We start from the raw sequence: 25,266 nt of genomic DNA, 5'->3' as shown, positions 1-25,266 counted from the left end.
AGATTAGACGCGGGCCACCCGGATCGAATCCGCGCCGGAGATTCGTTGCGAAACGGAAAGGCCCTGGACGAGCCCTTGACAGAGGCTCAGCCCGCCGAGCACCAAGACAGCGGCTCGATGCGCTCGATGTCGTCCCGGTGAAGGTCGAGGGAATCCCACAAATCGACGTTGCGCTGCAGGTTCAGCCAATACTCGGGCGACGTGCCGAACAACCGCGACAGGCGCAGCGCCATGTCCGAGCTCACCGAACGCCGACAGCGAACCAGTTCGTTCGCCGATTGTCGCGAAATGGAGAGCCTGCGCGCCAGCTGCGACACGGTCAGACCGCAGTCCGGCATGAACTCCTCGCGCAGAACCTCGCCCGGATGCGTTGGTTTCCGCGACACGATCAGCATGTTCCTGGATTCAGTCATCTTCTTCACCGCCTTAATGGTAATCGCATATCTCGACATCGTAGGCATCTTCGCCTTTGAACCTGAAGCAGATACGCCATTGATCGTTAACTGAAACGGCGTGCTGCCCGAAGCGCTCACCCTGCAGAGCATGAAGCCTGTTGCCGGGAGGCACCCGCATATCCTCCACCGACACTGCGGCATCGAGCATGTCTAATTTCCGCAACGCACGCCCCACCACCTCGGAAGGAAGCTTCTTCGAGACGCCTTCGCAGAAGAGCGCCTCCGTGGCTTTGTCGGCAAACGTCTTTATCATGCATCCTAATATAACGTGTAACGTGACGCATGACAAATGAAATTTCACAACCGACTGGTAACGGGCTTGCAGGAATTGGGTATTGGATGAAAAACGTGCGTTCGCGCCGCGCTCGTTGTTTTCGGAACATAGTATACTGTGAATGGATAATAGGTCGAGGGGATTCGAGCAGAAAGCGCAGGACATGGCTGCAAACCAGTACATCGACACGCGAGGGGCGAGCGAACGCCCGGTCACGTTCACGGAAGCCGTCGTCGACGGGCTGGCGGCGGGAGGCGGGCTGTACGTGCCCGAGCGCATCCCGGAGCTCTCCCTGGAGGAGATCGCAACCCTGGCGCAGCTGCCCTATGCGCAGCGCGCGGCGCGCATTTACCGGGCGTTCGGCGTGGACCTGCCCAACGAGACGGTCGACGCGCTCATGGAGCAGGCCTACGGCGACAACTTCGACGACGAGCGCATCTGCCCTATCACCTCGCTCACCGCGAACACGCACGTGCTGGAGCTGTGGCACGGCCCCACGAGCGCGTTCAAGGACATGGCGCTGCAATGCCTGCCGCGCTTCTTCTCCGCCAGCGCCGCCCAGCTGCGCGAGCAGGGCGAGCTCGACCACGACTTCCTCATCTTGGTGGCCACGTCGGGCGACACGGGCAAGGCCGCGCTCGAGGGCTTCCGCGATGTGGACGGCGTGAGTATCGGCGTCATGTACCCCGACGGCGGCGTGAGCGACATCCAGCACAAGCAGATGGCCACGCAGCGCGGCGGCAACGTGCAGGTGTGGGGCGTGCGCGGCAACTTCGACGACTGCCAGACCGGCGCGAAGAACGTGTTCGGCGACGAGGCCTTCGCGGAAAAGCTGCAGACCGAGCACCGCATCGCGCTCTCCAGCGCGAACTCCATCAACTGGGGGCGCCTCATGCCCCAGATCGTGTACTACGTGTCGGCCTACGCGCAACTCGTTGCCGACGGCAAGCTGGGCTTGGGCGACGAGCTGGACGTGTGCGTGCCCACCGGCAACTTCGGCAACATCCTGGCCGCCTACTACGCCAAGCGCATGGGCGTGCCGCTGGGCATGCTGTACTGCGCCAGCAACGAGAACCGCGTGCTCACCGACTTCATCAACACGGGCACCTACGATATAGCCGACCGCGACTTCGTGCTCACGCCGTCGCCGTCCATGGACATCCTTGTGTCGTCGAACCTCGAGCGCCAGCTGTTCGAACTCACGGGCCGCAACGCGGGGGCCATCGCCGGGTGGATGGCCGACCTGCGCGAGAAGCGCGCGTTCCGCGTGGACGAGGACACGTTCGCGCAGGTGCGCGCCGCGTTCGCGTCGGACTCCATCGACAACGCCACGTGCCTGGACACCATCAAGCGCGTGTTCGACGAGCACGACTACCTGCTGGACCCGCACACGGCGGTGGCCTACCGCACGGCCGAGAACCTGCGCGGCGAGAACCCCGTGCTCATCGCGAGCACGGCCCACTGGGCGAAGTTCGGCGACAACGTGTACCGCGCCCTGCACGGCCTGGAGCCCGGCGCGCCGCTGCCCGCCGACGTGGCCGCGCTCACCGGCTGCGCGTTGAACGAGCTCATCGCGCAGGAGACGGGCAAGCACGACATACCCAGCGGTTTGGCGCAGCTCGACGACCTGCCCATCCGCTTCGCCGATGTTATAGACAACGGCACGGACGACATAGAGGCGGCGGCGCTGCGTTTCCTGGAAAGGCTCGACGCGGCGACCTCCGGGCAAAACGATTGACGGTTCCCGCAACCGCGGCGGACCCGGAAAAGAGAAGGACGAGGACAAGATTATGAGCGAACTGGCGAACCTGAAGCCCACCATCAGGCTGTCCATCATGAACCCCGATTCCGAGAGCGGATCGCTGTTCGGCCGCGGCATAGCGAACCTGTGCCTGGGCGTGCGCGAGACGGGCTCGCTCAACGCCTCGGCCAAGGGCATGGGCATGGCCTACAGCAAGGCGTGGCGCATCGTGAAGGACACCGAGGCGGCGCTGGGCATCCAGCTGCTCGATCGCGACGGCGCTCACGGCAGCACCCTGACCGAGGCCGGCAACAAGCTGCTCGACGCCTACGTGGCCATCGACGCGAAGCTGCAGGAAGACGCCGAGAAGGAATTCGCCCGCATCCTGGGCTAGAGAAACGCTCGCAGCACCCTGCTCGATCGGGAGGGGGGGGGCTGCTTGTTGAGGGGGCGGTCGCGAAAACCGTCAGATGCACGCTCTTCGCGACCGCCTCGTAGGGCAAGGGCTCTGCCCTTGCCGTCTATCCGGGGAAACGTTGCCTGTCGAGCGGCAAGGGCAGAGCCCTTGCCCTACAAATCGAACGAAGCGAGGCTTTTGATACGGCCCCTACGGAAGAGCGCCGTTCCGACGCGCGTCCGGCCGGATTGCCAAGAACGCCCGCTAGCAGCCGTTCGAGCAGGTGAAGGCGCGCTCGTCGCGCGAGACGCCGTGCTTGACGCGATCGGACTCCTCGGCGGTCTTCGCGTCGTTCCAGCGATCCATCGTACCCACCAGGTAGCCCGTGATGCGGCGGATGCGGTCGAACGGCAGCGGCTCGAAACCGTAGCTGATGCCCACGTCCTCGCCGTCCACATCCAGTTTCAGGAAGCTCAGCACCTGATGGGGGTGCTGCTCGTGGGCGCGGGCCACGTACGCCTCTATCTCGTGCTCCGTCACCGGTTGATCGCTTTCGTTGGTGTAGGCGACGGTCACGTCGATGCCGGAAACCTTCAGTTCGCTGCTCTGGGCCATGGGTGTGCTCCTTTAATTGGTATGATTTAAGCATCATTTACAAGAGGCATCATAGCACACGCCAGAGCGCCTTGGCGAGTTTTTTCGGCAACGTTCGGAAAACGGCCATGCACTACATGAAGTGGTTTGAAAGCAACCCACGCGCCATCGGTGGTGCGAATGGGATCTACCGGTTGCCTATGCACGGCAATTGCGCGTAGGGGCGATCTCCAGATCGCCCGGTGCGACGATCGTCGGCCTGTCGACTTTCTTGCGGCGAGCGCACGGTGCGCTCGCCGCATCGCTTTTCCCCGTTTGGAACCCCTCGCGCCGGGCGATCTGGAGATCGCCCCTACGGAGGTTGCCGTACATCGTTCGGTCGTCCGCTCGCTTACCGCGCGCGATAGTACGTTATGGCCAGCTGGGTGCGGTTCTTCAGCGCGAGCTTCTGCAGGATGGCGCTGATGTGGTTGCGCACGGTGCCCTCGCTGATGTAGAGGGCGGCGGCTATCTCCTTGTTGTCCAGGCCCTCGGCAACCTGCTCCACGATGGCGCGCTCGCGCTCGGACAGACTGTCGAGCGGAGACGCCGTCCCGGTCCTCTCCGCTCCGGGAGCCGAAGCGAGCGCGGCCGCCCCGCTCGCCGCAAGGCCGCTCACGAGGGCGTCCACGCGATCGAGCACCTCGTCGCCCAGCACGCTTTGTCCGGACATGACCGTGCGCAACGCCGGCGCGATGGTGGCCACTTCCTGCTTGATGAGGTAGCCCTTCGCACCCAGACGCAGCGCGCGCACGATGTACTCGTCATCGGAAAACGTGGTGAGGAACACGATGCGCGCGTCCGGGTGCGCGGCCAGGATGCGCTCGGCCGCCGCCAGGCCATCGGTTCCGGGCATCTGGATGTCCATGAGCAGCACGTCGGGACGCTCGCGCTCGAACAGCGCCGCGGCCTCGTTGCCGTCGTGGCCCTCGCCCGCCACCGCTACGTCGGGCTCGGCGGCCAGGATGGTGGCGAGCGACGTGGTGACGAACGGGTCGTCGTCCACGATGCACACGCGGATGGGGTCGGCTGGCGTATCGCTCATGCGAGGTCCTCCTTCGGTACGGTGACGAACACTTTGAATCCTTGGTCGTAGTCGATGCGGAGCATGCCGCCTAGCGCGCGGGCGCGGTCGGCCATCGTGGCGAGGCCGATGCCGCGCCCGGCGGCGGCAACCGTCGCCGCTTCGGCTCCCGGCCGATCGAGCAGGGCCGCGGGCGGCGGCACGGAGCCGTTGTCGTGCACGACCAGGCGGTAGAACGCCGGATAGGCGGCCACCGACACGGACACGCGGCTGGCGTCCGAGTGCCTGGCGGCGTTCGACAGCGCCTCGCGCACGATGGCGATGAAGCAGTAGCCCACGTCGGCCGGCACGTCGGCGGCGCGGTAGTCGACGTCCACGGCGAGCGTCGCGCAGGCTGCCGCCGCCTCCCGGAGCTGCGTCTCCAAGTCGAACGCGTCGTCGTGCAGGTCGTGCACGCTGGCGCGCACCGTGCTCATGGCCTCGTGGAGCGTGGCGCCCACCTGCGCCAGCTCGCCGCGCACCCGCTCGTCGTCGCGATGAACCACCTGCAGCGCCTCCACCTGCATGATGGAGCGCGTGAGCAGGTGCCCCACGTTGTCGTGGATCTCGCGTGCGATGCGGCCGCGCTCGGCCAGCGTGGCCAGCTTCACCTCCAGGTCCTGCTTCTCGCGCAGCCCGCGGTTCTTCTCCTCCAGCGCGAGCGACGTCTCCTGCACGCTGTCGCGCAGGCGGCGGTAGGCGGCCTGCTCGGTTTGGGAGCGATGGGTGCGATACGACAGCAGGAACGCCAGCGAGCAGCCTAGCAACAGCACGAACGTGGCGGGAAGCGGCAGGCGCACGGCCGCGGCCAGCGCCGGCAGCGCCCAGCACGCGCGCACCGCGGGATGGTCGTCCCGCGCAAGATCGTACACCGCGAGGGGCAAAAACAGCGCGAAGGCCGGCAGTGCGAGCGCGACGAGGGCGAACGCCAGCGGAGGCAGCGCCCAGAAACGTCGCGGAAGCACCTCGGCAGCCGCCGCAACCACCACGGACACGAGCAGGGCCACGAGCAGCAGGGGCTCCCACGGCACGACGGCGAGGCCCGCCAAACAGCAGACGAGCACGATGGCTTTGTCGACGACTCTTTCCATGGGGCCATGGTAACAGGTCGCGCGCCGCCGCAGCGGCGGGATGTCTCAAAAGAGGACTGTCCCCTTTTGAGGTCGAGCGGAACATCTTTCCCCGTTGTCATCCCGAGCGGAGTACCCCCGTTGTCATCCTGAGCGAGCGAAGCGAGTCGAAGGATCTTCGAGAACGGGAGACTTCCTTTGCCGAAGATCCTTCGACTCGCTTCGCTCGCTCAGGATGACAGCTTGTGGCATCTCAGGCAGGTGAAGTCGTGACATTTGTCATGCCGCGCGGGTCGATCGATGACGCCGCTCACTGGCGGCGGATGCGGCGACGCGCGATGATGAATCCAGCATCCGGCATCGGCCCTGCGGCCGAGCCGCCCGCCCAGCCCGCCTGCGCGGGCGGCCGGTTTCGAGAGAGGACAGACCATGGGAGACATCATCGCCGTCGACAACCTGGTGAAGCGCTACGGCGACGTGATAGCGCTCGACCACTTCAACCTGCACATCGCGCCGGGCGAGGTGTTCGGACTTTTGGGGCCGAACGGCTCGGGCAAGACCACCGCCATCAACTGCATGCTGCAGCTGCTCACGTACGACAAGGGCTCCATCAGCCTGTTCGGCGAGGCCATGACCCCGGCGCGCTACGACCTGAAGCGTCGCATCGGCATCGTGCCCCAAAACGTGGCCGTGTTCGAGGAGCTGACAGTGCAGCAGAACATCGACTACTTCTGCGCGCTGTACGTGCGGGACAAGAGCCGCCGCGCCGCGCTTGTCGAGGAGGCCATCTCGTTCGTGGGCCTCGAGGACTACGTGAAGTACCGCCCGCGGAAGCTGTCGGGCGGCCTGCTGCGCCGCCTGAACATCGCGTGCGGCATCGCGCACAAGCCCGAACTCGTCTTCTTCGACGAGCCCACCGTGGCCGTGGACCCGCAGAGCCGCAACGCCATCCTCGAGGGCATCCTGCGCCTGAACGCGCAGGGCTCCACCATCGTGTACACGAGCCATTACATGGAGGAAGTGGAGGAGATCTGCACGCGCATCATGATCATGGACCAGGGCCGCGCGCTGGCCACCGGCACGAACGACGAGCTGAAGGCCATGATCGGCACGGGCGAGCGCATCCGCATCGAGGTGGACACCGCCGACGACGCCGTGTTGGAGGCGCTGCGCGCGCTGCCGTGCGTGGCGGGAGCGACGTTCGACGGCGCCATGCTGGAGGCAGCCTGCGGAAACGGGCAGCACAACGTGGCCGACGTGCTGGCGGTGCTGGCCGCGCGCGGCGTGGCCACCGGGCGCATCTACGCCGAGCCGCCCACGCTGAACGACGTGTTCCTGGAGATCACCGGCAAAGAGCTGAGGGACTAGGAGGTTCCGTCGGCCTACCGGCCGACGGAACGGGCCGACGCTGCGGCCGTTCGCGGCGCACGATCTTGCCCCTTTTGCGCTTACCCTCACGTGCGAAAGCACGCTCGGCCGCGCAACGAGGCAATCTCGAGCACCGCGAACGCCCTCGCTGACTTAGCTAGACAGGTGCGTCAACGATTAAGGAGCTTTTTTATGTGGAACGTGTTCAAGGGGGCGCTCACGGTGCTCACGCGCAAGCGGGAGCTGTTCGTGTGGTCGCTCGCCTTCCCCATCATCCTGTCCACCATGTTCATGTTCATGTTCTCGAACCTCGACAGCGCCACGGCGTTCGACCCCGTTCCCACGGGCGTGGTGGCCGATGCCGCCTACGAGGACTCGGCCTTCGCCGACGTCGTGGACGAGCTGGGCGAGCCCGGAGACGACCAGCTGCTCGACGTGCGCGCGTTCGCGACCGCCGACGAGGCGCGCGCCGCGCTTTCTGCCGATGAGGTGCAGGGCGTCCTCTCGGTCGACGATAACGGCGACCCCTTGCTCCTTGTGACCCCCGACTCCGGCGGGCTGGGAGTGGAGCAGATCGGGCGCACCATCCTGAACACCGTCGTGAACACCTACGTGCGCGATGCCGACCTTATCGCCGGCATCGCCGAGAACAACCCGCTGGCGCTCGCCGACCCCGGCCGCATCGAAGACGCGCTCGCCCACGGCGACGCCACCGAGCAGGTATCGCTCACGCACGCCGAGCCCGCGCAGTCGGTGCGCTACTATTACGCGTTGCTGGGCATGGCCGCGCTGTTCTGCGGGCAGGTGGGCATGCTGGCCATCTGCGAGGCGCAGCCGAACCTCTCGCCGCTGGGTGCGCGGCGCGCCCTCGGCGCCACGAGCCGCGGCAAGACGCTCGCGGCCACGTTGGCGGCCAGCTGGCTGATCTCGTTTCTGTGCCTCATGGTGGCGTTTTTGTACATACGCTTCGCCGTGGGCATCGACTTCTCCGGACGCGAGGGCCTATGCGCGGCAGCCCTGGCCGTGGCGGCGCTGCTGTCCACCGCGCTCGGCACGCTGCTGGGCTCGCTGCCGAAGGTCGGTATGGGCGTGAAGACCGGCCTGCTCACCGCGCTCACCTGCTTCCTTTCGCTGTTCGCGGGCCTGTACGGCGAGCCGTGCATGGAGCTGGCCGACAGCATAACGAGGAACTATCCCCTGCTCGCTTCCATGAACCCCGCGAAGGTGGTCACGGATCTGTTCTACAGCCTGTACTACTACGACTCGCTCGCGCCCTTCGCCCAGAAAGCCGGCATCCTCTTGGCGATGGCCGCCGTGCTGTTCGCCGTGTCCGCCCTGTTCGTAAGGAGGCAGCGCTATGCAAGCCTTTAAAGCAGCCCTGCGCATCGTCGCAAACCACCCCGTGTACCTGCTGGTGTACGTCGGGTTCCTCAGCCTCATGGGCGTGTTCATAACCAGCAGCATCAACGTGGGGGTCGACGGCACCGAATACACCGCGTCGAAGGCGCCCTTCGCCGTCATCGACCGCGACGGCAGCCCGCTCTCCGAGAGCTTGACGACCTTCTTGAGCCAGCAGGGGGAGAGGGTCGAAGTCGCCGATGACCCCTTCGCCCTGCAGGACGCCGTGGCCACCGGCCAGGTGCGCTACCTGCTGATCGTGCCGGAGGGCTACGGCGAGGAATTCATGGAGGCCGCGCGTGCCGGCGATGCGGAACCGACGCTGGAGTCTTCGTTCAGCTACGGCACCATGGCCGGCACCTTGGTGGACGAGCAGGTGAACCAGTATTTGGGCCTTGTGCGCGCCGCAGCCGCGCTCGAGCCCGGCGCGCCCGCAGCCTCCGTGCTGGCGCGCGCCGACGAGGCTGCCGCCGCCACGGCCGAAGTGGAGACGATGCAGACGCCGAGCGGAGCCGCGCCGGCCGACCAGTTCGCCTTCTACCTGCAGTGGGGCACCTACACCATGACGGCCGCCGTGGTGGTGTGCGTGGGGCTGCTCATGAGCGCCTTCAACCGCACCGACCTGTACCGCCGCAATCTCGTCTCGCCGATGAGCAGCCTGCGGCTGGGCATGCAGAAGGCCGGGGCCAGCCTGCTGGTCACGGCGCTCGTGTGGGCGATTTCAAGCGGCATCGGCCTGGCCGTGTTCGGCTCGTCGCTTGCGGACGTGCCCCCGGCGGCCGTCGCGCTGACCCTGGCCTGCGCGTTCGTGTTCGCGCTCGTGCCGCTCACCATCGGCTTCCTGCTGGGGCAGCTGGGCGCGAGCGAGATGATGGCGAATGCCGTGGGCAACATCACCGGCATGGTGATGTCGTTTCTGGGCGGCGCGTGGATCAGCATCGAGCTCATGGGCCCCGAGATCCAGACGGTTTCCCGGTTCATACCCACATCCTGGTACACCGACGCCGTGAGCAAGAGCGTGCACTTGACGGATATGTCGTTCGCGTCCGTTGCCCCTGTGCTAGGCGATATGGGCATCGTGCTGCTGTTCGCCGCCGCTCTGTTCGCCGTGGCCCTCGTGGCCGGCCGCGTGCGCATGCGCTCGTCGGAGGCCGGCGGCAATGCCGCCGCGAGCATAACGGCCGCGTAATAAGGGGCCCAGGTCAACCCGCCTGCGAATGAGCCCTCGCCGAGCGCTACGACTGCTCCGCGAGGGCCTTCTTCTTGGGGCGGCCCGGTTTCGGCGGGTTCGCCTGGCGCTCGCGGACGCTCCACAGGTAGACGTAGTTGTCGCGGCCGATCTTCTTGGAGGCAAGCTGGCCCGAGCACACCATCTGCCGCACGCGCGAGTCGCTCACGCCCAGCAAACCCGCCGCCATCTTCGTGGTGAGCAGCCCGCGCTCCGTGGCAACGTCCACCGAAATGGCAACGAGCAGACCCTCGTGCTCTTCGGGGTAGGTCGGCTTCGGCAAGGGTTTGTCCAACTGGAGGTAATCGTCGATCATGATCCAAAGGGCATCGGCGCCCATCTCCACCGCATCTTGGATATCATCGCCCTGTGTGACGGTGCCGAAGTCGTTCAAGTAAGCACAGTAGCCAACCCACTCGTCCTTGACAATGAGTGCTGGATAGGTGTACCTCACGTCTGCTCCTTCCGATGAGACTTACCGCCAACCTGCTTCTTTCTTGACGCTCTCCCACATCCCCTTGGCCATCTCTCCACGATGCATCGGCAATACGATCCTAGCGTCGCCCTTGGAAAGCTTTCGGTGCGAGCCCGTGCAGCCATCGTCATGCCAACCCTCTCGCAAAAGCCGACGATATATCTCGAACGGTTTCGGAGGCATGGTTCTTTCCTTTCACTATAACGCTAAAGTTAGTATTACTCAAGAGTTAGACTTAACGCCTCATTTCATGAAAGCGCGATGCCGTCGTAGGCGGGAGTGCGCCAGACCAGATACGCCACGGTGTTGCGGGTGAGGCGGGCCGAGCGCATGAGCGGACCCGAAGCGTCGGCGTCGGCGTAGGCGCCTGGTGCGCAGGACGCTTCGCGCATGCGCCCCATGTCCTCGTACCACGCGCTCGCTCCGCGGGCGAACGTCACGCGGTCTCCGTAATGGAGCGACGCGGGCGGCGGGAGCAGAACCTGCGGATCGAGCAACGGATGCTCGGCAGCTTCGTCGAAGAAGTACGCATGCGAGGAGGCCAGCAGGCACGAGGAGCCGGCCATGGCGTACGACAGCTCCACGCGGTTGCGCGCGAACAGGTCGAGATCGCCTTCGACCAAAGAGCCGTCAACGTAGGCCTCGGCGCAGCCCGCATCGCGATACCAGCCGTCGACTCCTGAGCAACCGGGCTTCACGGCGGCGGCCTGCGCCGCCCGAGGCGGCTCGTAGGAGCATCCGCGCTCCGCCTCGTCGACGAAGCACGGCTCGCCCGCGCCGTCCGCGAAGAACCTGATGCGAGCATGGCGCGAGCGCACCCGCACCGAGGCGGTTGCCACCTCGCCCCGGTACGGCACGTCCCCGTAGCGCGCGTGCGCCTTCACGACGCAGGTGAGATACGCGTCCTCGTCGGCCTCCGTCACCTTGTACGCAGGGTCTTCGCTCGCCTCGCGTGCGAGCACGGTGCGCTCCCCCGGCGCAACGCCCCGATACCAGGCGTAGCGGTAGAACATTCCGGCGGTTCCCGGGTAGTTGCGCGGCAGGCACGCCTGATCGGGATCCGCGGGAGCGAGCACGGCCCCCGGCTCCGCCTCCCCCGCCCCGTCGATGCCGGAAAGCGTCATCGCGCCCGGCTCCCGCTCGCGGAAAAGCGGTTCCTCCAGCATCCAGTGCTGATTGGGGTTGTCCCAGTTCCCGTAACAGTTCCATTGCACGACGTTCGTGCCGTTCGCCTGGCCGCCACCGTAGAGGTCGAACGCGCAGCCCGAGCACTCCGGCACGATGAGATGGTAACCCGTGCCCAGATCATGCAGCCAAAACGACTGGTTCCAGCCGCCGGTGCCCTGCCAGAGGTGCACGTTGTCGCCGTCGTTCCAATCGTTGCTGGACACGTCGGCGAAAAGGGGCGCGCTGCCGGTGTGCACAGGAACAAGGCACGTGCGGCCTTGCGCGCTCGTGAGCACAAGCCAATGCTGGTTCGTGTAGTCGGACGCGCCCCACGCCAGCATGTTAGTGCCATTCGCGGTACCGCCCTCGGAAGCGTCGAGGCGCAAATGCGGCGCGGCCTCGGGGCGCAGGGTCGCGATCTTCCCTTGCCATGAGCGATCGTCCGCCAGCGGATGACGGGGAATGAGCTGCGAAGCCTCGGCGGTCGTGTCGATGCCGTAGGCGCTGTCGGGGGAATCGCACCAGGCCCTCACGCCCGCCCAAGCCCACCAGTCCCACGCCTCGCGACGCACGCGCAGCGCATGAGTGGCGTAGGGACCTTGGAACGAAGCGCAGTCGTAGACGGTGTCGTAGAAACCGCTCGTGGAGGACATCCACGCCCCAGATTCGTTGCGCACGAACGAATCGACGTGCGTGTCGGGATAGTCGGTGAACCACGTGGGCGACCAGATGCCGCCGTTGGCGTAGTAAGACGTCACGCTCATCTCCAGAAACAGCTCGGTCATGCGACCGACCGTGGCATTGCAGCTTACGGCGAGCCACACGCACCCGTTGCTGGAGTGGCCCCACCCGCCGTCGTACCCGAAATGCGACCCGGGGTGCGCCACGGCGCCCACCTCTCCCCAACTCCCGCCGCCCACGCCGCCCCACGCCAGGCGCGGCGCCAACAGCAACGAAAGCGCAGCCGCCCCGCCCAATCCCAGAAACGTGCGCCGCGCGATGCTCCGTCCGCACGACGGGGGCGTGCCCGGTCGCGCAACGTCAGAAGATTCCGCTACCGCGCCCGCATCGGGCGACGCACCGTCCGCATCGAAGCCTGCCCGCGTGGCACGCGCTTCGGAGCTCGGCGAAACGCCGCTCGCCTCGGCGCGCGACGGGGTGCCGCCCCTTTCTTCGAACCGCGGTCTTCCGCTAGATGCAGACCCGCGACTTCCCTGTTCCGTTCCCATAGCGAACCCCCTTATCGCAGCGTGTCGTTCAAAAACTTCAGCAGATCCACCACCGTCGGCACCACGACGAGCGCGATCGTCGGAGGCAGGAAGCAGAACGACAGGATCACGTCCAGCTTCGTGGGCATCTTGCGGATGCGCTCGAGCGCCGCCGCCTGCGCCGTTTCGCGCGCGAGGGCGGCTTGGGACGACAGGCCTTCGGCGATGGACGAGCCCTGGCTCACCGCCTGCACGAGCTGCGCCACAAAAGCCGAGACGTCCCGGCTCTCGCAGCGGGCAGCCAGATGGTCGAGCGCCTGCTCGCGGGAATGCCCCAGCAGGTTCACCTCGCGGTCCACCGCCTCGAACTCGTCCGCAAGAGGCTGTTCCAGGTTCTGGGCGACTTCGCGGAAGCATTGCTCCACGGGCGACCCGGCCGCGATGGCTATACCCAGAAGCCCCATGGCGTCGGGAAGCTGCGCCTCGATCAGCCGGCGTCGACGCGCGATGGCGCGCGCGAGCACGATGCGCGGCGCCGTCCAGCCGGCAACGGCCGCCACCGCCGTTGCCGCACATGCCACCGTCGGCGTAGCACCGCCCATCGTCAGGGAGGACGCACACGCCAACGCCCCGCATCCGGCAGCCGAAACGATGCGCGCGGCGCGCCATGTCTCAGGTTCGAGGCGCCAGCCGGCCCGCATGATCAGGGTGCGGTAGGAATCGCCGTCGGCTCGCGTCATGGGGAGCACCCGCTCGATGCGCCGTCCGGCCGCAGCGAGGAAACGCGTGGGCGCACCGCGATGCGCCGCGGAACCGGTTTCACCGGAGCCGGCGCCCGTCCCAGCCGCCCCCGCGCGGCGCCGCCCAAAGTTGCGGATCCCGCCCGCACCCCCGCGTGCCGGCGAAACCCCTGCAGCGGAACCCGCCGCTCGCTCGACGCGCGGCGGCGCGTACCGCCTCACCAGCCCCTCGTAGGCGACGCACCCCGCCGCGCACCCGAACGCCAGAAGCACGATGATCGCCAGCCACGAACCTTCCATCTGAGTCCCCCTTCGCTTTCCGTTTGCCCGCCGTCGCTATCGCCGATCGAGCGACGTGACCGCATGCGCCATCGCAAGGCCGGCCGCCTCCATGACCGCCGCGATGCCGAGCACGGCCCAGCCGAGCGGCTCCGTCGCATAGAACCGGGCGAAATCGGCGTTCGTCGCGTACATGACGAAAAATATGACGGGCATGGCACCCGCGACGAACCACTTGGCCAAACGCGTTCCGGCCACCTCGACCTTGAGCTCGCGCGCCGCTTTCAAGCGGGCGTTCACGCGGGACGAGATCATGGCCAGGGCAGCTGCCACGCTGCCGCCGCTGCCCTGGCGCATCCTGGTCGCGGAGGCGAGCGTCTTCACGTCCGCGCTTTGGGTACGCCGCGCCATCGCCTCGAGGGCCTCGTGCAAGGGCATGCCGTACGTCGCGTCGGCCAGCACGTGCGCCACCTCGCCGCGCAGCGGGTCGTCCATGTGCACGAGGGCGACCCGCAGCGCCCGCTCGAGCGTGAGCGAACCGCGCAGGCCGGCCGCGATCTGCGGAAGCGCATGGGCGAGCTGGACGTCGAGCAGGTCGCTTCGCGTGCGCGAGCGTCGGCGCACCAGCAACCGAGCCGCAACGAGAATCGCCGCCGCTGCCACCGGTCCGAGCGCCGCGATGCCGCTTGCCGCCGCAAGGCAAAACCCCGCCGCCGCGCTCGCACCGGCAACGAGCGCGATCCACCGGCGGGGAGCCATGCCGATGCCGGCAGCGTGCAGGCGCTTGGCGAGCGGCGTGTCGCGCTCGATGCCCGCCTGGGACCTGCCCTCCGATCGAGCGCCCGTCCTCTGTCGCCCGGCCTGCCCCCTCGAGCCGACGAGCGCTTCGCGCCTGCGCTGCTCCAGCCGACCTTCCCTGACGAAGGCCAGCACCTTCGCCGCAAGGAAGGCGCATGCCGCCGCGATGGCGGTCGATACCGTTATGTACACCATCGTTCCTCCTCTGATCGCCAACCACCCGCCCGGCGTCACGTCGAAAAGAACCATTCCGGGTCGTACCAGACGCCCGCGGCCCTCATGCGCTCCTTGATGTGCTGCGGCTGGATGCCGCGCGCCCGCCACGCGCCCATCACCCACCCGTCGTCGTCCACCCCTTCCACATCGAAGGCGAACAGCTCGGCGCGCGGGATGACCGTTCCGCCCTCGGGCAACGGGTCGACGGCCACGATGCTCGTGACCCGCCGGCTCCCGTCCTGCAGGCGCTCGACATGCACGACGAGCCCACCGCACAGCGACTCGGCTATCTGTTGCATGATGACCTCGCGGTTCAGGTCGCCGTCCGCGTAGCCCACCATGGTGCGCAGGCGGCTGATGGCGTTGCCAGGGTCGTTCGCATGCACGGTGGTCATGGAACCGGGGTGGTCGGTCTGCATGGCCTGCAGCATGTCGTAGGCCTCCGCGCCTCGGCACTCGCCCACGATGATGCGGTCGGGACGGCGCCTGAGCGCTATGGCCACCAGCTCGCGCATGCCCACCGCCCCCTCGCCCTCCACGTTCGCCTCGCGTGTCTGCATGCGCTCCGTGTGCGGCGTGCGCAGCCGCAACTCCGGCGTGTCCTCCAAGGTGATCACGCGCTCGCCAGGGGGAATGAACTCGGAAAGCGCGTTGAGAAGCGTGGTTTTGCCCGATCCGGTGCCGCCCGATATGACAATGGGGCAGCGCGCCGCCACGGCCGAACGCAGGAAATCCGACATGGCGGCCGTGAGCGCGCCGGCCCGCTCCAAGTCGCCCATGCTCATGAGGTCTTCCTTGAACATGCGCAGGTTGAGCGCCGGCCCGTCGGGGGCGAGCGGAGGAACGACGTACGTGGCGCGCGCCCGGCCCCCCGGCAGCATGGCGCACCCCATGGCATGCGCCTCGTCGCAGCGAACGCCCGCTTGCTCCGCTATCTTGTCGATGATCCGACGCACGTGCCCCGCATCGTCGAACGCGACGTCGGGACGGTACTCCAGCTTGCCCGCCCGCTCCACGTACACGATAGGGGGCAAATAGGACAGCGCCGGATCGGCAAGGTCGACGCCGCCGCCGTTCACCATCACCTCGGTGATGGTTCCGTCTTCGAGCAACGGCTGGAGCGGGCCGTAGTAGAGGAAGTCGTCGACGATCGCGCGGCAGAGCGCGTCCGCCTCAGCCGGCTCCAGATGCGCGCCGTAGTCGAGCCGCAACGTCTCGACCGCCTCGACCACGAACGCCTTCACCTGGTCGGGCCCCGCTGCGCCGCCGCCCAGCTTCGCGGCCACCTCGTCGCGCACGGCCGCTTTGAGCGCGCGCTCGAGCGTCCTATCCATCGACGGCCTCCTCCGCTTCGTTCGCGCCGTCCGCCGCCGTATCCGGCGAGGCGTCTTCCTGCGCGGGTTCCGCGAACGCGGGCATGAGCACGAGGCTCACCTTCCCCGCCCATTGCGCGGCCCGAACGGCGTCGGCCTCATCAGGCGTCACCTCCAGCGTCACGGACGCGTACGTCCCGCTTTCGCCCACCCGGTCGCCGTCGAGCGAAACGACGCGCACGTCGTCGCAGATCGTTGCCAGGAGGACCTCTCCAGACGCCGCGCCTTCCAGGGCCACCACCCGCACGCGGTCGGACGGACGCAGCTGCCCGGCGAGCCCCGACTCGGCATCGACGGCCACGGTGACGGCCTGCCGGCCGGCCGCGAGCACCGCCGACAGGCGCGCACCGTCGGCACGGCCCGAAACGGCCGCAGGCGTGACCTGCGTGCCCGCGGGCATGTCTACGAGCGCTCGCTGGCCGAGCAACGACGCGCCTCCCTCGAGGGCGTCGGCCCCGAGCGCCGTCTGCACGCGCAGGCTGCGCGGGATCGAACGCACTTCGAACGACGACGCCGCGAGCACGTCTCCGGCGCGTACGTCGGCGGCCGCGACCAGCGTCGGCTGGGCGTCGGCACCCGCAGCGGCCACCGTCGCCTGCGCGGACAGGGCCGCCCACGTCCCGTACGCAGCAGCTACCAGGGCCACCGCGACCGACACCGCCGCAACGGCGGCCAGGCTCTTCGCCTTTTGCGGATCCTGCGCCTCGCGCGCGGCGGAAGATCCGCGCGATCGGCGGGGCCGCTCCTGCCGTTCGGTCGCAGAGCCCGACGCGCCGCCCGTCGCCGGGCCCGCACTCTCGCGGCTGGCGTAGCCGGACGCGCCGCCCGCCCGCTCCCTTGCTCGTTGCATGATCATGGTTCCTCCTTCTCGGGCGCCCCGCTCGCCGCCGCGACGGCGGCGCGCACCTCGCGCTCCAATTCGATTGGGCATTCGTCAAGGCGCGCGAGCCGCGCTCGCGCCAAGGCCGATGCCTCGGCGCCCGCACGCAGTTCGAACGTCTCGCCGCCCGCAACGTCGGGGCGCCACACCTCCGACCCGGCGAACGGCTCGGCCACCACCACGCGTTTCGACGCCACCGGCAGCGACGCGACGCCGAACCCGCGCGCGAACACCGTGGGCGCTTGATCCCGCACCTGCACCGCGATGCCCCAAACGCGCCGCGAAGCCGGCAGGTCCTCTTTCGGCACTTCGTAAAACCACACGTCGACCTCCCCCGGGAAGCCCTCCGCACGCAGCGTTTCCGCAAGGCGGCGCGCAACCGCAAGACCCGGGTCCTCGTCGTTTTTCGCCGCCAGCGCGAACGAGGCGTCGAAGCAGGCGTCACGCGCCGCATCGAGCGCGTTCTCCTGCCCCGTCTTCACCGCGCAGGCGATGCCCTGGTCCACCGAGAACGCCAGCACGGAGAACAACAGAAGCGCCGCCATCACCGCAAGCGGCGCGATGGATCCGCGCTCGCCCGGCTCGAGCAGCCGGCCGCCCTGCCCCGCAGCGTGCGGGGCCGCGACGCGCATCATCCCGCAGCTCACGGCCCCACCCCCACTTCCACGACCCGGCCTTCCACGTGTTCGCACACCACATGCCGCGCGATCGTCCGATGGGCGAGCCCGGGAAACGCCGCCAAGGAGGGCAGCTCGTACGCCACGTCGAACGACACGCGCGCGGCGTCCGTTCGCTGCAAGACCCCGGCATCCGCATCCGAAGCGGTTCCCTGCCCGGGCGCTTGCCCCGCACCCTCTTCGACCGCCGCCGACATCCTCACGTTTCGAACCTGCAGCAGCTCGGGCTTCAACTGCGTCGCCGCGCCGAGCACCTCCTCGGCCACGAAGCGCTCCCGATCGGCGGCGAGCGCGAGGCCCGCCGTGTCCATCTGCCGGCAGGCGCGGGAAAGATCGGCCGTGAGCCGGCTGATGGACAGCATCATGCCGCCCACCTGCACCACCGCGAACACCGCCAGCAGCACGAGCGACACGGCGACCACCGACTGCACGACCTCGCTCCCCCGCTCCGAAGCCTGCGACGCGCGAGATCTTCGCGGCGCGCTCATGCGCCCGCTCCCTCCGCCGTCTCGTCGATCGAGCCGCGCGCCTGCGCCGAGCAGCGAAACGCCGCCTCGCCCGCCCCTTTGGAAAGCAGCGCGCCGAGCGGGGTCAGATAGCGGCCGCTCACGGCGACCGTCGCCTCCACCGGTCGCGTGCGCGTGCGGACGGTGCGGGAGAGGAACGAGCCGGCCTCGTCGTCGTACAGCCGGTACGCGAGCGCGCATTCCTCGACGTCGCCCACGCCGACGTCGATGGACAGGTCCAGCCCCTCGCCGGCGAGCGACGGAGCCGCCTCCACCGCGGCCTCGCGCAGCTCGTCCGGCGAGGACGCCGATGCGGGGCGCGTTGTCACACGGCGGCAAACGGCATGGGCCGCCGCGCCCGCCTCGGAACCCAAAAACACGACGCGCCCCAAGTCGATGGCGGCGAACAGGAACGTGAGCAGGATGGGCATGGCGACCACGGCCACGACGGCGCTCCCGCCCCGTTCGGCCCGCCTACTTGGCCGCACCGGACGTCACCTTCGAGAACATGTCCGTGATGTTCGTGCCGGCCGTGGTGATGGCCGTCTGGATGTTGCCCTGCAGCAGCATGAGCGCCGCCCCCAGCCCCACGGCGAAGCCGAGCACGATGACCGTCTGCACGATCTCGGATCCGCCGCCCTCTTCGCCACGCACGGCGAGCGCTCTCAGCTTGCTGCATTTCACCAGGTTGTTTTCCTTTTTCATGATAGACAGTCCTTTCTTGAATGTTCGCGGGCCCCGTTTTGGGCCCGCTCTTCCACGTTTTTCGCGACGAGCGCCGCCATGCGCTTACGCCAGCGCCACGCTCGCCGCCGCCCCGCAAGCCAGCCAGGCCGATAGGAACGGCGCCATGGGCATCCCGTCGCCCAGCTTCAACCGGCGCATCGCGCATCCGCCCAAGGCCACGAGACCCGCAAGCGCGTAGCACGCCGCGAAGCCGCATGCCGCGCCGGCGCCGGTGGCCAACGACAGCGCACCCATGCACCGCACGTCCCCGCGCCCCACGGCACCGCCGGGACAGCGCACGCGCAACAGGCGGTTCGCCAGCGCGCATCCTCCCGTCACGACGAGCGCGAACAGCGCCCCGGCGGCAAGGCCTTCCGGCCCCCGCACCGCCGCCTGAAAGGCCGCGCCCCCCAGCGCGACGAGCGCGCACGCTTCGAGCGGGATGATGCGGGCCCGCGCGTCGCACACCACCGCCACGGCCATAGCCGCGGCGCACAGGCCGAGCAACGCGGCGGCGATCGCATTCGAAACGAACGCCGCCGCAGTCGCCGCCGCAGCGGCCAGGGCCAGCGCGCAAAGCGCGCGATCCCGCTTGCGCGCCCGAAACGAGCAACGCAGGCGGCGACTCTCTTCGGTGCCCGCCGCGGCCAACCCGTCGACCTTGAACCCGGCGGAGGCAAGCGATCGCAACCGCTCCTGCGTGAGCGACCCCGCCAGACCGGCGGAAAACGCCTCGTCGCGCCATATGCCCACCGCCCCTTCGACTCCGCGCGCCGAGCTCGAGGGCTCGACGTCGGGATGCTCGCGTTTGAAGGCCCGGTAGGCTTCCAGCGAGTCGCGCCACCAGGCGTCGGCGCGGGCGCGCGCCCGGCGCAGCAGCACATCGCTCGCACCGGGTACGGCGAACCATCCGAGAGCTCCGCCGACGGCCGCGAACGCAGCGACCATCGAGGCGCTCACGACTTTCCGCCTTCGCCCGCTGCGACGGGCGTCGCGCCCGCGAACCCGGCGCGCCGCTTCGGCTCAGAACTCGCGAAGAGGGCCTGCGCGGCTCGCATGCCGCCGAGCTCCAACGTCCTCGCCCCTCGCGCCGACGCGCCGTCGGCGGGCACCGCGTCCGCTCGCATCGGGCAGATGCTGACGACCAGGGAGCATGCTGCCGCGTCGCGCCCATCCTCCGCCTCATGCGCGCATGTCCCACCGTCGAGCGGCTCGAGCGAAGAGGCGGCGGATCCCGGCAACTCGAAGCGCACGATCCAGCCGGCACCGTCGAACGGCACAGCCGGAGCCGCGCGAGACGCCGGCAGCGCCCGCCCCGCACCGTCGTCGAAGCGCACGGCCTTCGCCCGGTGCTGTTCGGCACGCTGCGGCGCAAGATCCGCCTCGGGCCGCGCTCGCGCAGGCGACCGCCCGGCACCCGGCGAGGCGTGCTTCCCTTCGCGTTCCGGCTCCTTTCCGTCCACCGGGCGCGTCTCCGCACGACCTGCGGCTTCCACCAAGTCGAGGCGCGTGGCCGGACGAGAGCGAGCAGGATGCCGCTCCTCCCCGAGAGCCTCTTCGCCCGCTGCCGCATCGCCGATCGTGGGCCGCGCCACCGCCTCGTCGGGCTCCCAAACGTCCTCTTCGACCGCAGGTCGACGCACCGGTTCGCTATCGAAACGGTGCATGCACCCGTAGCACACCTCCGCGTCGTCGAACGTGCGCGCCCGGCATATCGGACACGTCTTCATAACGCCGCCTCCCTTCCGCTGGAGATCATGACCTGGTCGCCCACCGCGAACCACGGCGCGTCGCACGAGGCGAACCGCTCCACCACGGCCACGGCCTTGGCGTTGCGCAGCCTGCGCAGGGGCCCCACGGCGCGGTGCGCCTCCACCACGAGCCCCGCCCGGTCAACGAACGCCACGTCGATGGCATGGCGCATGCCCACCGTGTGCACGTCGTTGCACGACACCAGCAGCAACGCCTTGTCGTTCGGCCCGGTGAACAGCAGACCGGCCGCCTTGCGCCTCCCGCGCGTGGCCAGCGTGAGCGCCGTGCGCTTCTCCAAGCGCTTCGCTTGCTCGGGATTTGCGGAAACCGTGACCCTCTCCGGTTTCTCCGACCGCCGCCTCCCCAATCCTTCCGGAGCCCTCTTCGCCACGCGCCTCTCGCTCGAAGCAGTCCCCTTCCGGCACGCGAGGTCTCGCGTGCCGACTTCCGTTTTCTCCATCATGCTCGTCCTTTCCCATCGATCGCCGCGCACTGCACGACGACGCTCGTCGTCTCTCCCGTCCGCACGCACGCGACGTAGGCCCACGTGCGCGGCCCCGCACGTTTCACGAACGAGCCGCCCGCATCGCTGCCCGAGGGCACCGACGTCCAACCGCGTTCGCGCAACGCGCTCCGCACCTCCTCGAACGCACGCGCCGGCTCTGCGTTCACGGTGAAGCCCACCACCGCCCCCTCGGCGCCCACCCGCACGTCGGCGTACCCGTCAAGCGGCATCACCTCTTCGGCGAAGCCCTCGGGCAGCGGCTCGACCGCATACGCGTCGTTCGCATCCCCCGCCGTCCCCTCCCCTTCGCCGAACGCGAGGAGCCCGCGCGCGTCCCATCCGTCCGCCGCTAGGGCCGCCGCTTCGTGCGCCACGCCCGGGCGTTCGGCCTTCAGCACCGCATCCGCCGCAAGCGCCAGCGCGAGCAGCGCCGCCAGAACGGCCGCCGCCCGACGCCTGCGGCGGAGAAGCGCGCTCACAGCAGCACCCCCGGCTTGTACGGATCGACCGCGAGCGACACCTCATGCTGCAGGGGCGGCAGCGCCACGCCGAACACCGACGGCTTCAAGCCCATCCCGAACAGCGTCGGCGAGAACTCGATGGTCGCCGTGAACCGGGCGTGCCCGCCGCCCGTTCCCTCCACCGCCACGCGCGTGGCCTCGAACGGCCGGTCGAACGCCTGCTCCACCGTCTGGGCGACCTGCGCGCGGCTCTGCTCGAGCCCCTGGCCGTAGGCCGGCGACGTGGCGTGCACGCGCACCGCCTCGCGCGCCACGCGATCGAACGCCGCGCACTCGGAGAAGAACAGCAGCGCGTTCACCGCGATCACCGCCACGGCGACAAGCACCGGAAACACCACGGCCAGCTCCACCGTCATCTGCCCGCGCTCGGCCGCGCCCCGTCTCCGCGCTGCCCGGGCGCACGGCGCGCGCTTCCACGTCATTCCCACGTCCTCACCCCCGTCACCTGCGCGTACACCGACCGCACACCGTCGGCCACCCCGCTTGCGAAATCGGCGGCCGCGTCCTTCGCCGCCTGCGGCAACGCGATGGTTATCGGGATGGCAGGCCCGTCGTCGCCGAACAGCCGCACCGAGGCGATCTCGACGGTGCCGTCGAGCCCGGCCACCCCTTCCACGGCGGCCGCCTCGGCCGCCGTGACCACCGACGAGAACAGGTCGGTCGACGCGAGCGGGTGCGCCACGGCCTGCGCCTTCACGGCGAGGAAGCGCGCCGAAAACGACGCGTCGTCGGCCGAGGCCACGTGCGCCGTGTTCACCAGCACCGGCTTCAGCGCGTCGAGCTTCGCCGGCTCCAGGCCCAGCGCCTCCGCGGCTTTCCCGAACGCGCCCGCCGCCCACGACCCCAGCCCGCTCGCGCTCGCGAACGGCAGCGCGTCCACCGCGCGCTCGATGGCGCCTTGCACGGCGCCCTGCCCCTCGAGGTAGGCACCCAAAAGCCCCGACCAGCAATCCAGCACCACGCCGAGCGCGCCCGTCGCCGCGCCGCCCTCGCCCCGCAAGCCGTCGAGCAGCGACGACACCACGTTTCGCCCCTCGTCCGACGGCTCGGCCACCAGCGTGGCCGCCGACACGGCCGCCCGCGCGCCCAGCGCACCCGCCTCGCTCACGTATCCGTTGGCGAAGCCGGTGGAGGCTGCGGCCGCGTTCGTGTTCACCGCGAAGGCCACCGCGCCGAACCGGCCGGGAGGCGCGGCGTCGATGCGCATGCCGCCTGCGCGCCGCAGCACGTCCAGGCAGCGGTCCAGTAGGCCGCCCGCCTTGCCCTTCACCTCGGCCGCGAGCGGGTCGAGTTTCGCGCGCGCCTTCTGGTACTCGTCGGCCGCCTGTGCCACGGCCTCGTAATGGTGTTCGAAACCGTTCTCGATGGACGTGGAGGCCGCGGCCACCTTCCCCATGCTGGCGGCCGTGAAGCCGCAGGCGGGACAGGCGGGGCAATCGTCGGCTTCCATCTGCGCGATGGAGGCCGTCCCCGTTGCGCCCGCCGCCTCGGGGCATCCCGGCCATGCGTGCACGACCGCTTGCCCGCCTTCGTCAGCCGTCACGGGGTAAACCGCCTCCGTGTAGAGGCTCGTCTGGCGCATCTCCGCCGTGTTCTTCGGCAGATGCGGGAAGAACGCTTCGAACGAGTCGGCGGTCTCGCGCACGTAGCCGCGCTCCACCTCGGCGGCCGCATACCGGTAGAAGCGCTCGCGCAGGGCCGAGCGGGCACGCTCCTCCGCAGAAGACCCCTCGGGCTCCTCGGCAGCCAACCGGCACGCGTAATAGGCGCGGGCGCGGTCGAGCGCCACGGAGAACGACCAGACGTCGACGCTCGCGTAGCGGGGGTTGTCCGCTCCCGCCATGCCGGCGAGCGTCGCCGCGCGCTCGTACATGCAGTACGCCGGCGCGTCGCCGCAGTCGCGCATGAACGCGCGCTCCTTGCACGCAGCCGCTTCCTGCGCGGCCTCCTCGGCCTCGGCGGCGGCCTGCTTGATGTCGTCGGCTTCCCGCTCGGCCTGGTCGACCAGGTCCTCGGCGCCTTCCACCGCCCCCACCGACAGCTCTTCGCCGTCTGCCGGCACGAGCACGGCCAGCCCCAGGTACGACGCGCCCATCGCGCCACCGTTGTTCGCCGACGCCACCGACGCCGCATTGGCGGCCGCCAGGAACGGCAGCGCTTTCTGCAGGCGGTTGAGCCCCGCGGCAGCCTTCTCGGCGAACGCGTCGCGCGCCCGCACCACCTTGCGAGCCGCATCGAGCAGGACTCCGGACGCGCCCGCCGTCGCCGGCGTGCACAGCGCCGCCACGCCCAGGCCGGCGACCACCGCGCCCGTGAGCGAGAGCGACAGCGCCACGGCATCGCACACGCGCACGACGATCATGAACTCCGCCACCTCGTTCTCGGCCGCGAGGGCGACCGCATCGGCCACGTCCTGCACGTCGGCCGACGCCGAGCTCACGCGGTACACCTGCGCCGACGTGAACACGAGCGACAGCGTTACAAGCAGCGCCAGCGCCACGGCCACCGTGGTGAACCCGTCCTCGTCGCGGAACAGCCCGAACGGTTGGCGCGCACGGCCCCCGCATCGGCCCGGCGAAAGCGGCCGCAACCGGTTCGCCCGCGCGCTCCCGGACGCGGCTTTCGGAACGCGGGCCGCCGGCATCATCTTCCGCCTCACCGCAACCACGCCCCGATCCACCCGGCAGGATCGCGCCCCGCCTCGGCCCCGTCGACCCATGCGGGCTGCGTCGGCATCGACGCCGTCGCCTCCAGGTGCAGGTTGCCCGCCGCATCGGTCATGCCGAGCAGCGCGGCGCCCGCATCCAGCAGCGGCAATGGCCGCACGTCGTTGCCCACGGTCACGCTCACCGTCTGCGAGCCCTCGTCGCCCGCCAGCTCGACGTCCCAGCTGCATCCGCCGCGATGCACGTGGAAGCAGTCGTGTGGCGGCACCGCTCCCAGCCGATGGCGCACGAACGCCTCGCAGCTGCCGTCCATGTCGCCCAGCGCGCCGGTCTTGGTGGCGAGCAGCCGGCAACCCTCCGCCGCCGCGCCCTGCATGACCATGCGGTCGTACAGCAGGATGCCCGGCTGCAGAAGAAGCAGCAGCGCCACGAACAGCACGGGGACGAGCGCCGCCGCTTCGACGGTCGCCTGTCCTCGCTCCCTGCTCCCGGCTCCGAGCGCCGGGATCCCCTGCGGCATCCGCCCGACCATGTCCGCCTCCTTTCGATCTCCGTCAATACAGAAACACGTCCGCGACCGCCCCCGGGGCGACGCCCTGCACGTGGTGAGACGCCGCCGTCAGCGCGTGCTCCACGAACAAACCGCCCTCAAGCGAGCGCCAGAGCGCCCCGCACGCCACGACCACGGCAAGCAACCCAGCTGTGACCAGCGCGAATTCAACCGTTCCCTGGCCGCGCTCCCCGCCGCGCGCCGCAAGCGACACCGCCCGTGCCACGCGCCGGCGGCACGGCGCGCGCGGCTTTCTCCGAACGCAGCACGCGAACGACCCGAGCGATAGCCTCGCCTGCAAGCCGGCCATGCCCGTCACAACCCGTTGATGCCGCTCGCAATGGCGTCCCACAGCTCCTGCAGCTTCGGCCGAAACACCGCGATGGCCAGAATGGCTATCACCACCAGCACACCCACCAAGATGGCGTATTCCGTCGTGCCCTGGCCGCGCGCCCGCGCCATCCGCACCCGCCACGCCGCCGACCAGCGCGGCCACGCCGCGCGGTTCCGCTCGCGCCAGCCAGCCAGCAACCCGCCCGCCAGCCGCCTCCCGCCGCGCGCCCAAAGCGCGCCCGTCTTCCGAACCTCCATCGCGCACTC

Annotated in this window: 30 protein-coding genes; 5 read left to right on the top strand and 25 right to left on the bottom strand. The window is 69.2% G+C overall.

Features of this window, described 5'->3' with window-relative positions:
* Nucleotides 1–86: 86 nt before the first annotated feature.
* Both HCH03_RS02935 and HCH03_RS02930 read right to left on the bottom strand, forming a co-directional pair.
* Entirely contained in the window at nt 87–413 is a 327-nt protein-coding gene (locus HCH03_RS02935) for a HigA family addiction module antitoxin (RefSeq protein ID WP_221688274.1), read from the bottom strand.
* 13 nt (nt 414–426) lie between these two features.
* Entirely contained in the window at nt 427–708 is a 282-nt protein-coding gene (locus tag HCH03_RS02930; protein ID WP_221688273.1) for a type II toxin-antitoxin system RelE/ParE family toxin, read from the bottom strand.
* Nucleotides 709–892: 184 nt separating this feature from the next.
* Here HCH03_RS02930 and thrC point away from each other — a divergent pair, with 184 nt between their 5' ends.
* Together thrC and HCH03_RS02920 are read left to right on the top strand one after the other, a co-directional pair.
* Nucleotides 893–2,467 carry a threonine synthase gene (gene thrC / locus HCH03_RS02925; RefSeq protein WP_221688272.1) on the top strand — a complete coding sequence of 525 codons (1,575 nt, stop codon included), beginning with the start codon at nt 893–895 and terminating at the stop codon, nt 2,465–2,467.
* A gap of 52 nt (nt 2,468–2,519) precedes the next feature.
* Nucleotides 2,520–2,864 carry a winged helix-turn-helix domain-containing protein gene (locus tag HCH03_RS02920; RefSeq protein ID WP_080144424.1) on the top strand — a complete coding sequence of 115 codons (345 nt, stop codon included), beginning with the start codon at nt 2,520–2,522 and terminating at the stop codon, nt 2,862–2,864.
* Between the two features lie 267 nt (nt 2,865–3,131).
* Here HCH03_RS02920 and nrdD read toward each other — a convergent pair whose 3' ends face one another.
* The 3 genes from nrdD to HCH03_RS02905 all read right to left on the bottom strand — a co-directional run bounded on the left by nrdD (nt 3,132) and on the right by HCH03_RS02905 (nt 5,654).
* The gene (gene nrdD, locus HCH03_RS02915; RefSeq protein WP_221688271.1) at nt 3,132–3,482 is read right to left on the bottom strand and encodes an anaerobic ribonucleoside-triphosphate reductase; all 351 of its coding nucleotides are present in this window, start codon (nt 3,480–3,482) and stop codon (nt 3,132–3,134) included.
* Nucleotides 3,483–3,852: 370 nt separating this feature from the next.
* The gene (locus tag HCH03_RS02910; RefSeq protein WP_221688270.1) at nt 3,853–4,545 is read right to left on the bottom strand and encodes a response regulator; all 693 of its coding nucleotides are present in this window, start codon (nt 4,543–4,545) and stop codon (nt 3,853–3,855) included.
* Nucleotides 4,542–5,654 (bottom strand): sensor histidine kinase, encoded by a 1,113-nt coding sequence (locus tag HCH03_RS02905; protein WP_221688269.1) that lies wholly within the window; start codon nt 5,652–5,654, stop codon nt 4,542–4,544. The genes HCH03_RS02910 and HCH03_RS02905 overlap by 4 nt, the downstream gene beginning before the upstream one ends.
* 408 nt (nt 5,655–6,062) lie before the next feature.
* On the opposite strand from HCH03_RS02905, the gene HCH03_RS02900 reads away from it, so the two are divergent.
* The 3 genes from HCH03_RS02900 (at nt 6,063) to HCH03_RS02890 (ending at nt 9,588) form a co-directional block, all read left to right on the top strand.
* Nucleotides 6,063–7,001: an ABC transporter ATP-binding protein gene (locus tag HCH03_RS02900; protein WP_221688268.1), complete on the top strand. Its 939-nt coding sequence runs from the start codon at nt 6,063–6,065 to the stop codon at nt 6,999–7,001.
* Between the two features lie 192 nt (nt 7,002–7,193).
* Nucleotides 7,194–8,372: an ABC transporter permease gene (locus HCH03_RS02895; protein ID WP_221688267.1), complete on the top strand. Its 1,179-nt coding sequence runs from the start codon at nt 7,194–7,196 to the stop codon at nt 8,370–8,372.
* Nucleotides 8,359–9,588: an ABC transporter permease gene (locus HCH03_RS02890; protein WP_221688266.1), complete on the top strand. Its 1,230-nt coding sequence runs from the start codon at nt 8,359–8,361 to the stop codon at nt 9,586–9,588. Before HCH03_RS02895 ends, HCH03_RS02890 begins: the two co-directional genes overlap by 14 nt.
* 46 nt (nt 9,589–9,634) lie before the next feature.
* On the opposite strand, the gene HCH03_RS02885 is transcribed toward HCH03_RS02890, so the two are convergent.
* From HCH03_RS02885 to HCH03_RS16275, 20 genes are all read right to left on the bottom strand, one after another.
* Nucleotides 9,635–10,081: a type II toxin-antitoxin system HicB family antitoxin gene (locus HCH03_RS02885; RefSeq protein ID WP_080144417.1), complete on the bottom strand. Its 447-nt coding sequence runs from the start codon at nt 10,079–10,081 to the stop codon at nt 9,635–9,637.
* 21 nt (nt 10,082–10,102) lie between these two features.
* Entirely contained in the window at nt 10,103–10,285 is a 183-nt protein-coding gene (locus HCH03_RS02880; RefSeq protein ID WP_185904212.1) for a type II toxin-antitoxin system HicA family toxin, read from the bottom strand.
* A gap of 65 nt (nt 10,286–10,350) precedes the next feature.
* Nucleotides 10,351–12,498 (bottom strand): RICIN domain-containing protein, encoded by a 2,148-nt coding sequence (locus tag HCH03_RS02875; protein WP_221688265.1) that lies wholly within the window; start codon nt 12,496–12,498, stop codon nt 10,351–10,353.
* Nucleotides 12,499–12,509: 11 nt separating this feature from the next.
* Nucleotides 12,510–13,517, bottom strand: a complete 1,008-nt coding sequence (locus HCH03_RS02870; RefSeq protein ID WP_221688264.1) for a type II secretion system F family protein — start codon at nt 13,515–13,517, stop codon at nt 12,510–12,512.
* Between the two features lie 36 nt (nt 13,518–13,553).
* Entirely contained in the window at nt 13,554–14,489 is a 936-nt protein-coding gene (locus HCH03_RS02865) for a type II secretion system F family protein (protein ID WP_221688263.1), read from the bottom strand.
* Between the two features lie 35 nt (nt 14,490–14,524).
* Nucleotides 14,525–15,844, bottom strand: a complete 1,320-nt coding sequence (locus tag HCH03_RS02860) for a CpaF family protein (RefSeq protein ID WP_221688262.1) — start codon at nt 15,842–15,844, stop codon at nt 14,525–14,527.
* Nucleotides 15,837–16,739, bottom strand: coding sequence for a Flp pilus assembly protein CpaB (cpaB, locus tag HCH03_RS02855; protein WP_221688261.1), 903 nt, complete (start codon nt 16,737–16,739; stop codon nt 15,837–15,839). The genes HCH03_RS02860 and cpaB overlap by 8 nt, the downstream gene beginning before the upstream one ends.
* A complete protein-coding gene (locus tag HCH03_RS02850) occupies nt 16,736–17,410 on the bottom strand; it encodes a hypothetical protein (RefSeq protein WP_221688260.1) in 675 nt (224 codons plus the stop codon). The genes cpaB and HCH03_RS02850 overlap by 4 nt, the downstream gene beginning before the upstream one ends.
* Nucleotides 17,407–17,928, bottom strand: coding sequence for a pilus assembly protein (locus HCH03_RS02845; RefSeq protein WP_185904205.1), 522 nt, complete (start codon nt 17,926–17,928; stop codon nt 17,407–17,409). The genes HCH03_RS02850 and HCH03_RS02845 overlap by 4 nt, the downstream gene beginning before the upstream one ends.
* Nucleotides 17,925–18,434, bottom strand: coding sequence for a TadE/TadG family type IV pilus assembly protein (locus HCH03_RS02840; protein WP_221688259.1), 510 nt, complete (start codon nt 18,432–18,434; stop codon nt 17,925–17,927). Before HCH03_RS02840 ends, HCH03_RS02845 begins: the two co-directional genes overlap by 4 nt.
* Entirely contained in the window at nt 18,421–18,651 is a 231-nt protein-coding gene (locus HCH03_RS02835; protein ID WP_080144408.1) for a hypothetical protein, read from the bottom strand. Before HCH03_RS02835 ends, HCH03_RS02840 begins: the two co-directional genes overlap by 14 nt.
* Before the next feature lie 84 nt (nt 18,652–18,735).
* Nucleotides 18,736–19,632 carry a peptidase A24 gene (locus HCH03_RS02830; protein ID WP_221688258.1) on the bottom strand — a complete coding sequence of 299 codons (897 nt, stop codon included), beginning with the start codon at nt 19,630–19,632 and terminating at the stop codon, nt 18,736–18,738.
* Nucleotides 19,629–20,402 carry a hypothetical protein gene (locus HCH03_RS02825; RefSeq protein ID WP_221688455.1) on the bottom strand — a complete coding sequence of 258 codons (774 nt, stop codon included), beginning with the start codon at nt 20,400–20,402 and terminating at the stop codon, nt 19,629–19,631. Before HCH03_RS02825 ends, HCH03_RS02830 begins: the two co-directional genes overlap by 4 nt.
* A complete protein-coding gene (locus HCH03_RS02820; RefSeq protein WP_246599485.1) occupies nt 20,399–20,887 on the bottom strand; it encodes a DUF192 domain-containing protein in 489 nt (162 codons plus the stop codon). The genes HCH03_RS02825 and HCH03_RS02820 overlap by 4 nt, the downstream gene beginning before the upstream one ends.
* Nucleotides 20,884–21,408, bottom strand: a complete 525-nt coding sequence (locus HCH03_RS02815; RefSeq protein WP_221688257.1) for a hypothetical protein — start codon at nt 21,406–21,408, stop codon at nt 20,884–20,886. Before HCH03_RS02815 ends, HCH03_RS02820 begins: the two co-directional genes overlap by 4 nt.
* Nucleotides 21,405–21,872, bottom strand: coding sequence for a hypothetical protein (locus HCH03_RS02810; RefSeq protein ID WP_246599484.1), 468 nt, complete (start codon nt 21,870–21,872; stop codon nt 21,405–21,407). Before HCH03_RS02810 ends, HCH03_RS02815 begins: the two co-directional genes overlap by 4 nt.
* A complete protein-coding gene (locus HCH03_RS02805) occupies nt 21,869–24,118 on the bottom strand; it encodes a molybdenum cofactor biosynthesis enzyme (protein ID WP_368042408.1) in 2,250 nt (749 codons plus the stop codon). The genes HCH03_RS02810 and HCH03_RS02805 overlap by 4 nt, the downstream gene beginning before the upstream one ends.
* The gene (locus tag HCH03_RS02800; protein WP_246599483.1) at nt 24,106–24,648 is read right to left on the bottom strand and encodes a TadE/TadG family type IV pilus assembly protein; all 543 of its coding nucleotides are present in this window, start codon (nt 24,646–24,648) and stop codon (nt 24,106–24,108) included. Before HCH03_RS02800 ends, HCH03_RS02805 begins: the two co-directional genes overlap by 13 nt.
* A gap of 22 nt (nt 24,649–24,670) precedes the next feature.
* A complete protein-coding gene (locus HCH03_RS02795) occupies nt 24,671–24,976 on the bottom strand; it encodes a hypothetical protein (RefSeq protein WP_246599482.1) in 306 nt (101 codons plus the stop codon).
* 5 nt (nt 24,977–24,981) lie between these two features.
* Nucleotides 24,982–25,257, bottom strand: coding sequence for a hypothetical protein (locus HCH03_RS16275; protein WP_246599481.1), 276 nt, complete (start codon nt 25,255–25,257; stop codon nt 24,982–24,984).
* Nucleotides 25,258–25,266: the final 9 nt, after the last annotated feature.

Origin of the sequence: Gordonibacter massiliensis (ex Traore et al. 2017) (assembly GCF_019731765.1) — a bacterium.
GTDB lineage: Bacteria > Actinomycetota > Coriobacteriia > Coriobacteriales > Eggerthellaceae > Gordonibacter > Gordonibacter massiliensis.
The sequence above is the reverse complement of the archived record's forward strand: the minus strand, read 5'-3'. Positions and strand labels throughout refer to the sequence as shown.

Coding starts and splice junctions, on each gene's coding strand:
- HCH03_RS02930 (WP_221688273.1), bottom strand. CDS start 708: ATGATAAAGACGTTTGCCGACAAAGCCACGGAGGCGCTCTTCTGCGAA.
- HCH03_RS02910 (WP_221688270.1), bottom strand. CDS start 4,545: ATGAGCGATACGCCAGCCGACCCCATCCGCGTGTGCATCGTGGACGAC.
- HCH03_RS02935 (WP_221688274.1), bottom strand. CDS start 413: ATGACTGAATCCAGGAACATGCTGATCGTGTCGCGGAAACCAACGCAT.
- HCH03_RS02810 (WP_246599484.1), bottom strand. CDS start 21,872: ATGACGTGGAAGCGCGCGCCGTGCGCCCGGGCAGCGCGGAGACGGGGC.
- cpaB (WP_221688261.1), bottom strand. CDS start 16,739: ATGATCATGCAACGAGCAAGGGAGCGGGCGGGCGGCGCGTCCGGCTAC.
- HCH03_RS02845 (WP_185904205.1), bottom strand. CDS start 17,928: ATGAGCGCGCCGCGAAGATCTCGCGCGTCGCAGGCTTCGGAGCGGGGG.
- HCH03_RS02890 (WP_221688266.1), top strand. CDS start 8,359: ATGCAAGCCTTTAAAGCAGCCCTGCGCATCGTCGCAAACCACCCCGTG.
- HCH03_RS02835 (WP_080144408.1), bottom strand. CDS start 18,651: ATGAAAAAGGAAAACAACCTGGTGAAATGCAGCAAGCTGAGAGCGCTC.
- HCH03_RS02825 (WP_221688455.1), bottom strand. CDS start 20,402: ATGAAGACGTGTCCGATATGCCGGGCGCGCACGTTCGACGACGCGGAG.
- HCH03_RS02800 (WP_246599483.1), bottom strand. CDS start 24,648: ATGGTCGGGCGGATGCCGCAGGGGATCCCGGCGCTCGGAGCCGGGAGC.
- HCH03_RS02900 (WP_221688268.1), top strand. CDS start 6,063: ATGGGAGACATCATCGCCGTCGACAACCTGGTGAAGCGCTACGGCGAC.
- HCH03_RS02860 (WP_221688262.1), bottom strand. CDS start 15,844: ATGGATAGGACGCTCGAGCGCGCGCTCAAAGCGGCCGTGCGCGACGAG.
- HCH03_RS02820 (WP_246599485.1), bottom strand. CDS start 20,887: ATGATGGAGAAAACGGAAGTCGGCACGCGAGACCTCGCGTGCCGGAAG.
- HCH03_RS02920 (WP_080144424.1), top strand. CDS start 2,520: ATGAGCGAACTGGCGAACCTGAAGCCCACCATCAGGCTGTCCATCATG.
- HCH03_RS02895 (WP_221688267.1), top strand. CDS start 7,194: ATGTGGAACGTGTTCAAGGGGGCGCTCACGGTGCTCACGCGCAAGCGG.
- HCH03_RS02865 (WP_221688263.1), bottom strand. CDS start 14,489: ATGGTGTACATAACGGTATCGACCGCCATCGCGGCGGCATGCGCCTTC.
- HCH03_RS16275 (WP_246599481.1), bottom strand. CDS start 25,257: ATGGAGGTTCGGAAGACGGGCGCGCTTTGGGCGCGCGGCGGGAGGCGG.
- thrC (WP_221688272.1), top strand. CDS start 893: ATGGCTGCAAACCAGTACATCGACACGCGAGGGGCGAGCGAACGCCCG.
- HCH03_RS02870 (WP_221688264.1), bottom strand. CDS start 13,517: ATGGAAGGTTCGTGGCTGGCGATCATCGTGCTTCTGGCGTTCGGGTGC.
- HCH03_RS02880 (WP_185904212.1), bottom strand. CDS start 10,285: ATGCCTCCGAAACCGTTCGAGATATATCGTCGGCTTTTGCGAGAGGGT.
- HCH03_RS02875 (WP_221688265.1), bottom strand. CDS start 12,498: ATGGGAACGGAACAGGGAAGTCGCGGGTCTGCATCTAGCGGAAGACCG.
- nrdD (WP_221688271.1), bottom strand. CDS start 3,482: ATGGCCCAGAGCAGCGAACTGAAGGTTTCCGGCATCGACGTGACCGTC.
- HCH03_RS02795 (WP_246599482.1), bottom strand. CDS start 24,976: ATGGCCGGCTTGCAGGCGAGGCTATCGCTCGGGTCGTTCGCGTGCTGC.
- HCH03_RS02905 (WP_221688269.1), bottom strand. CDS start 5,654: ATGGAAAGAGTCGTCGACAAAGCCATCGTGCTCGTCTGCTGTTTGGCG.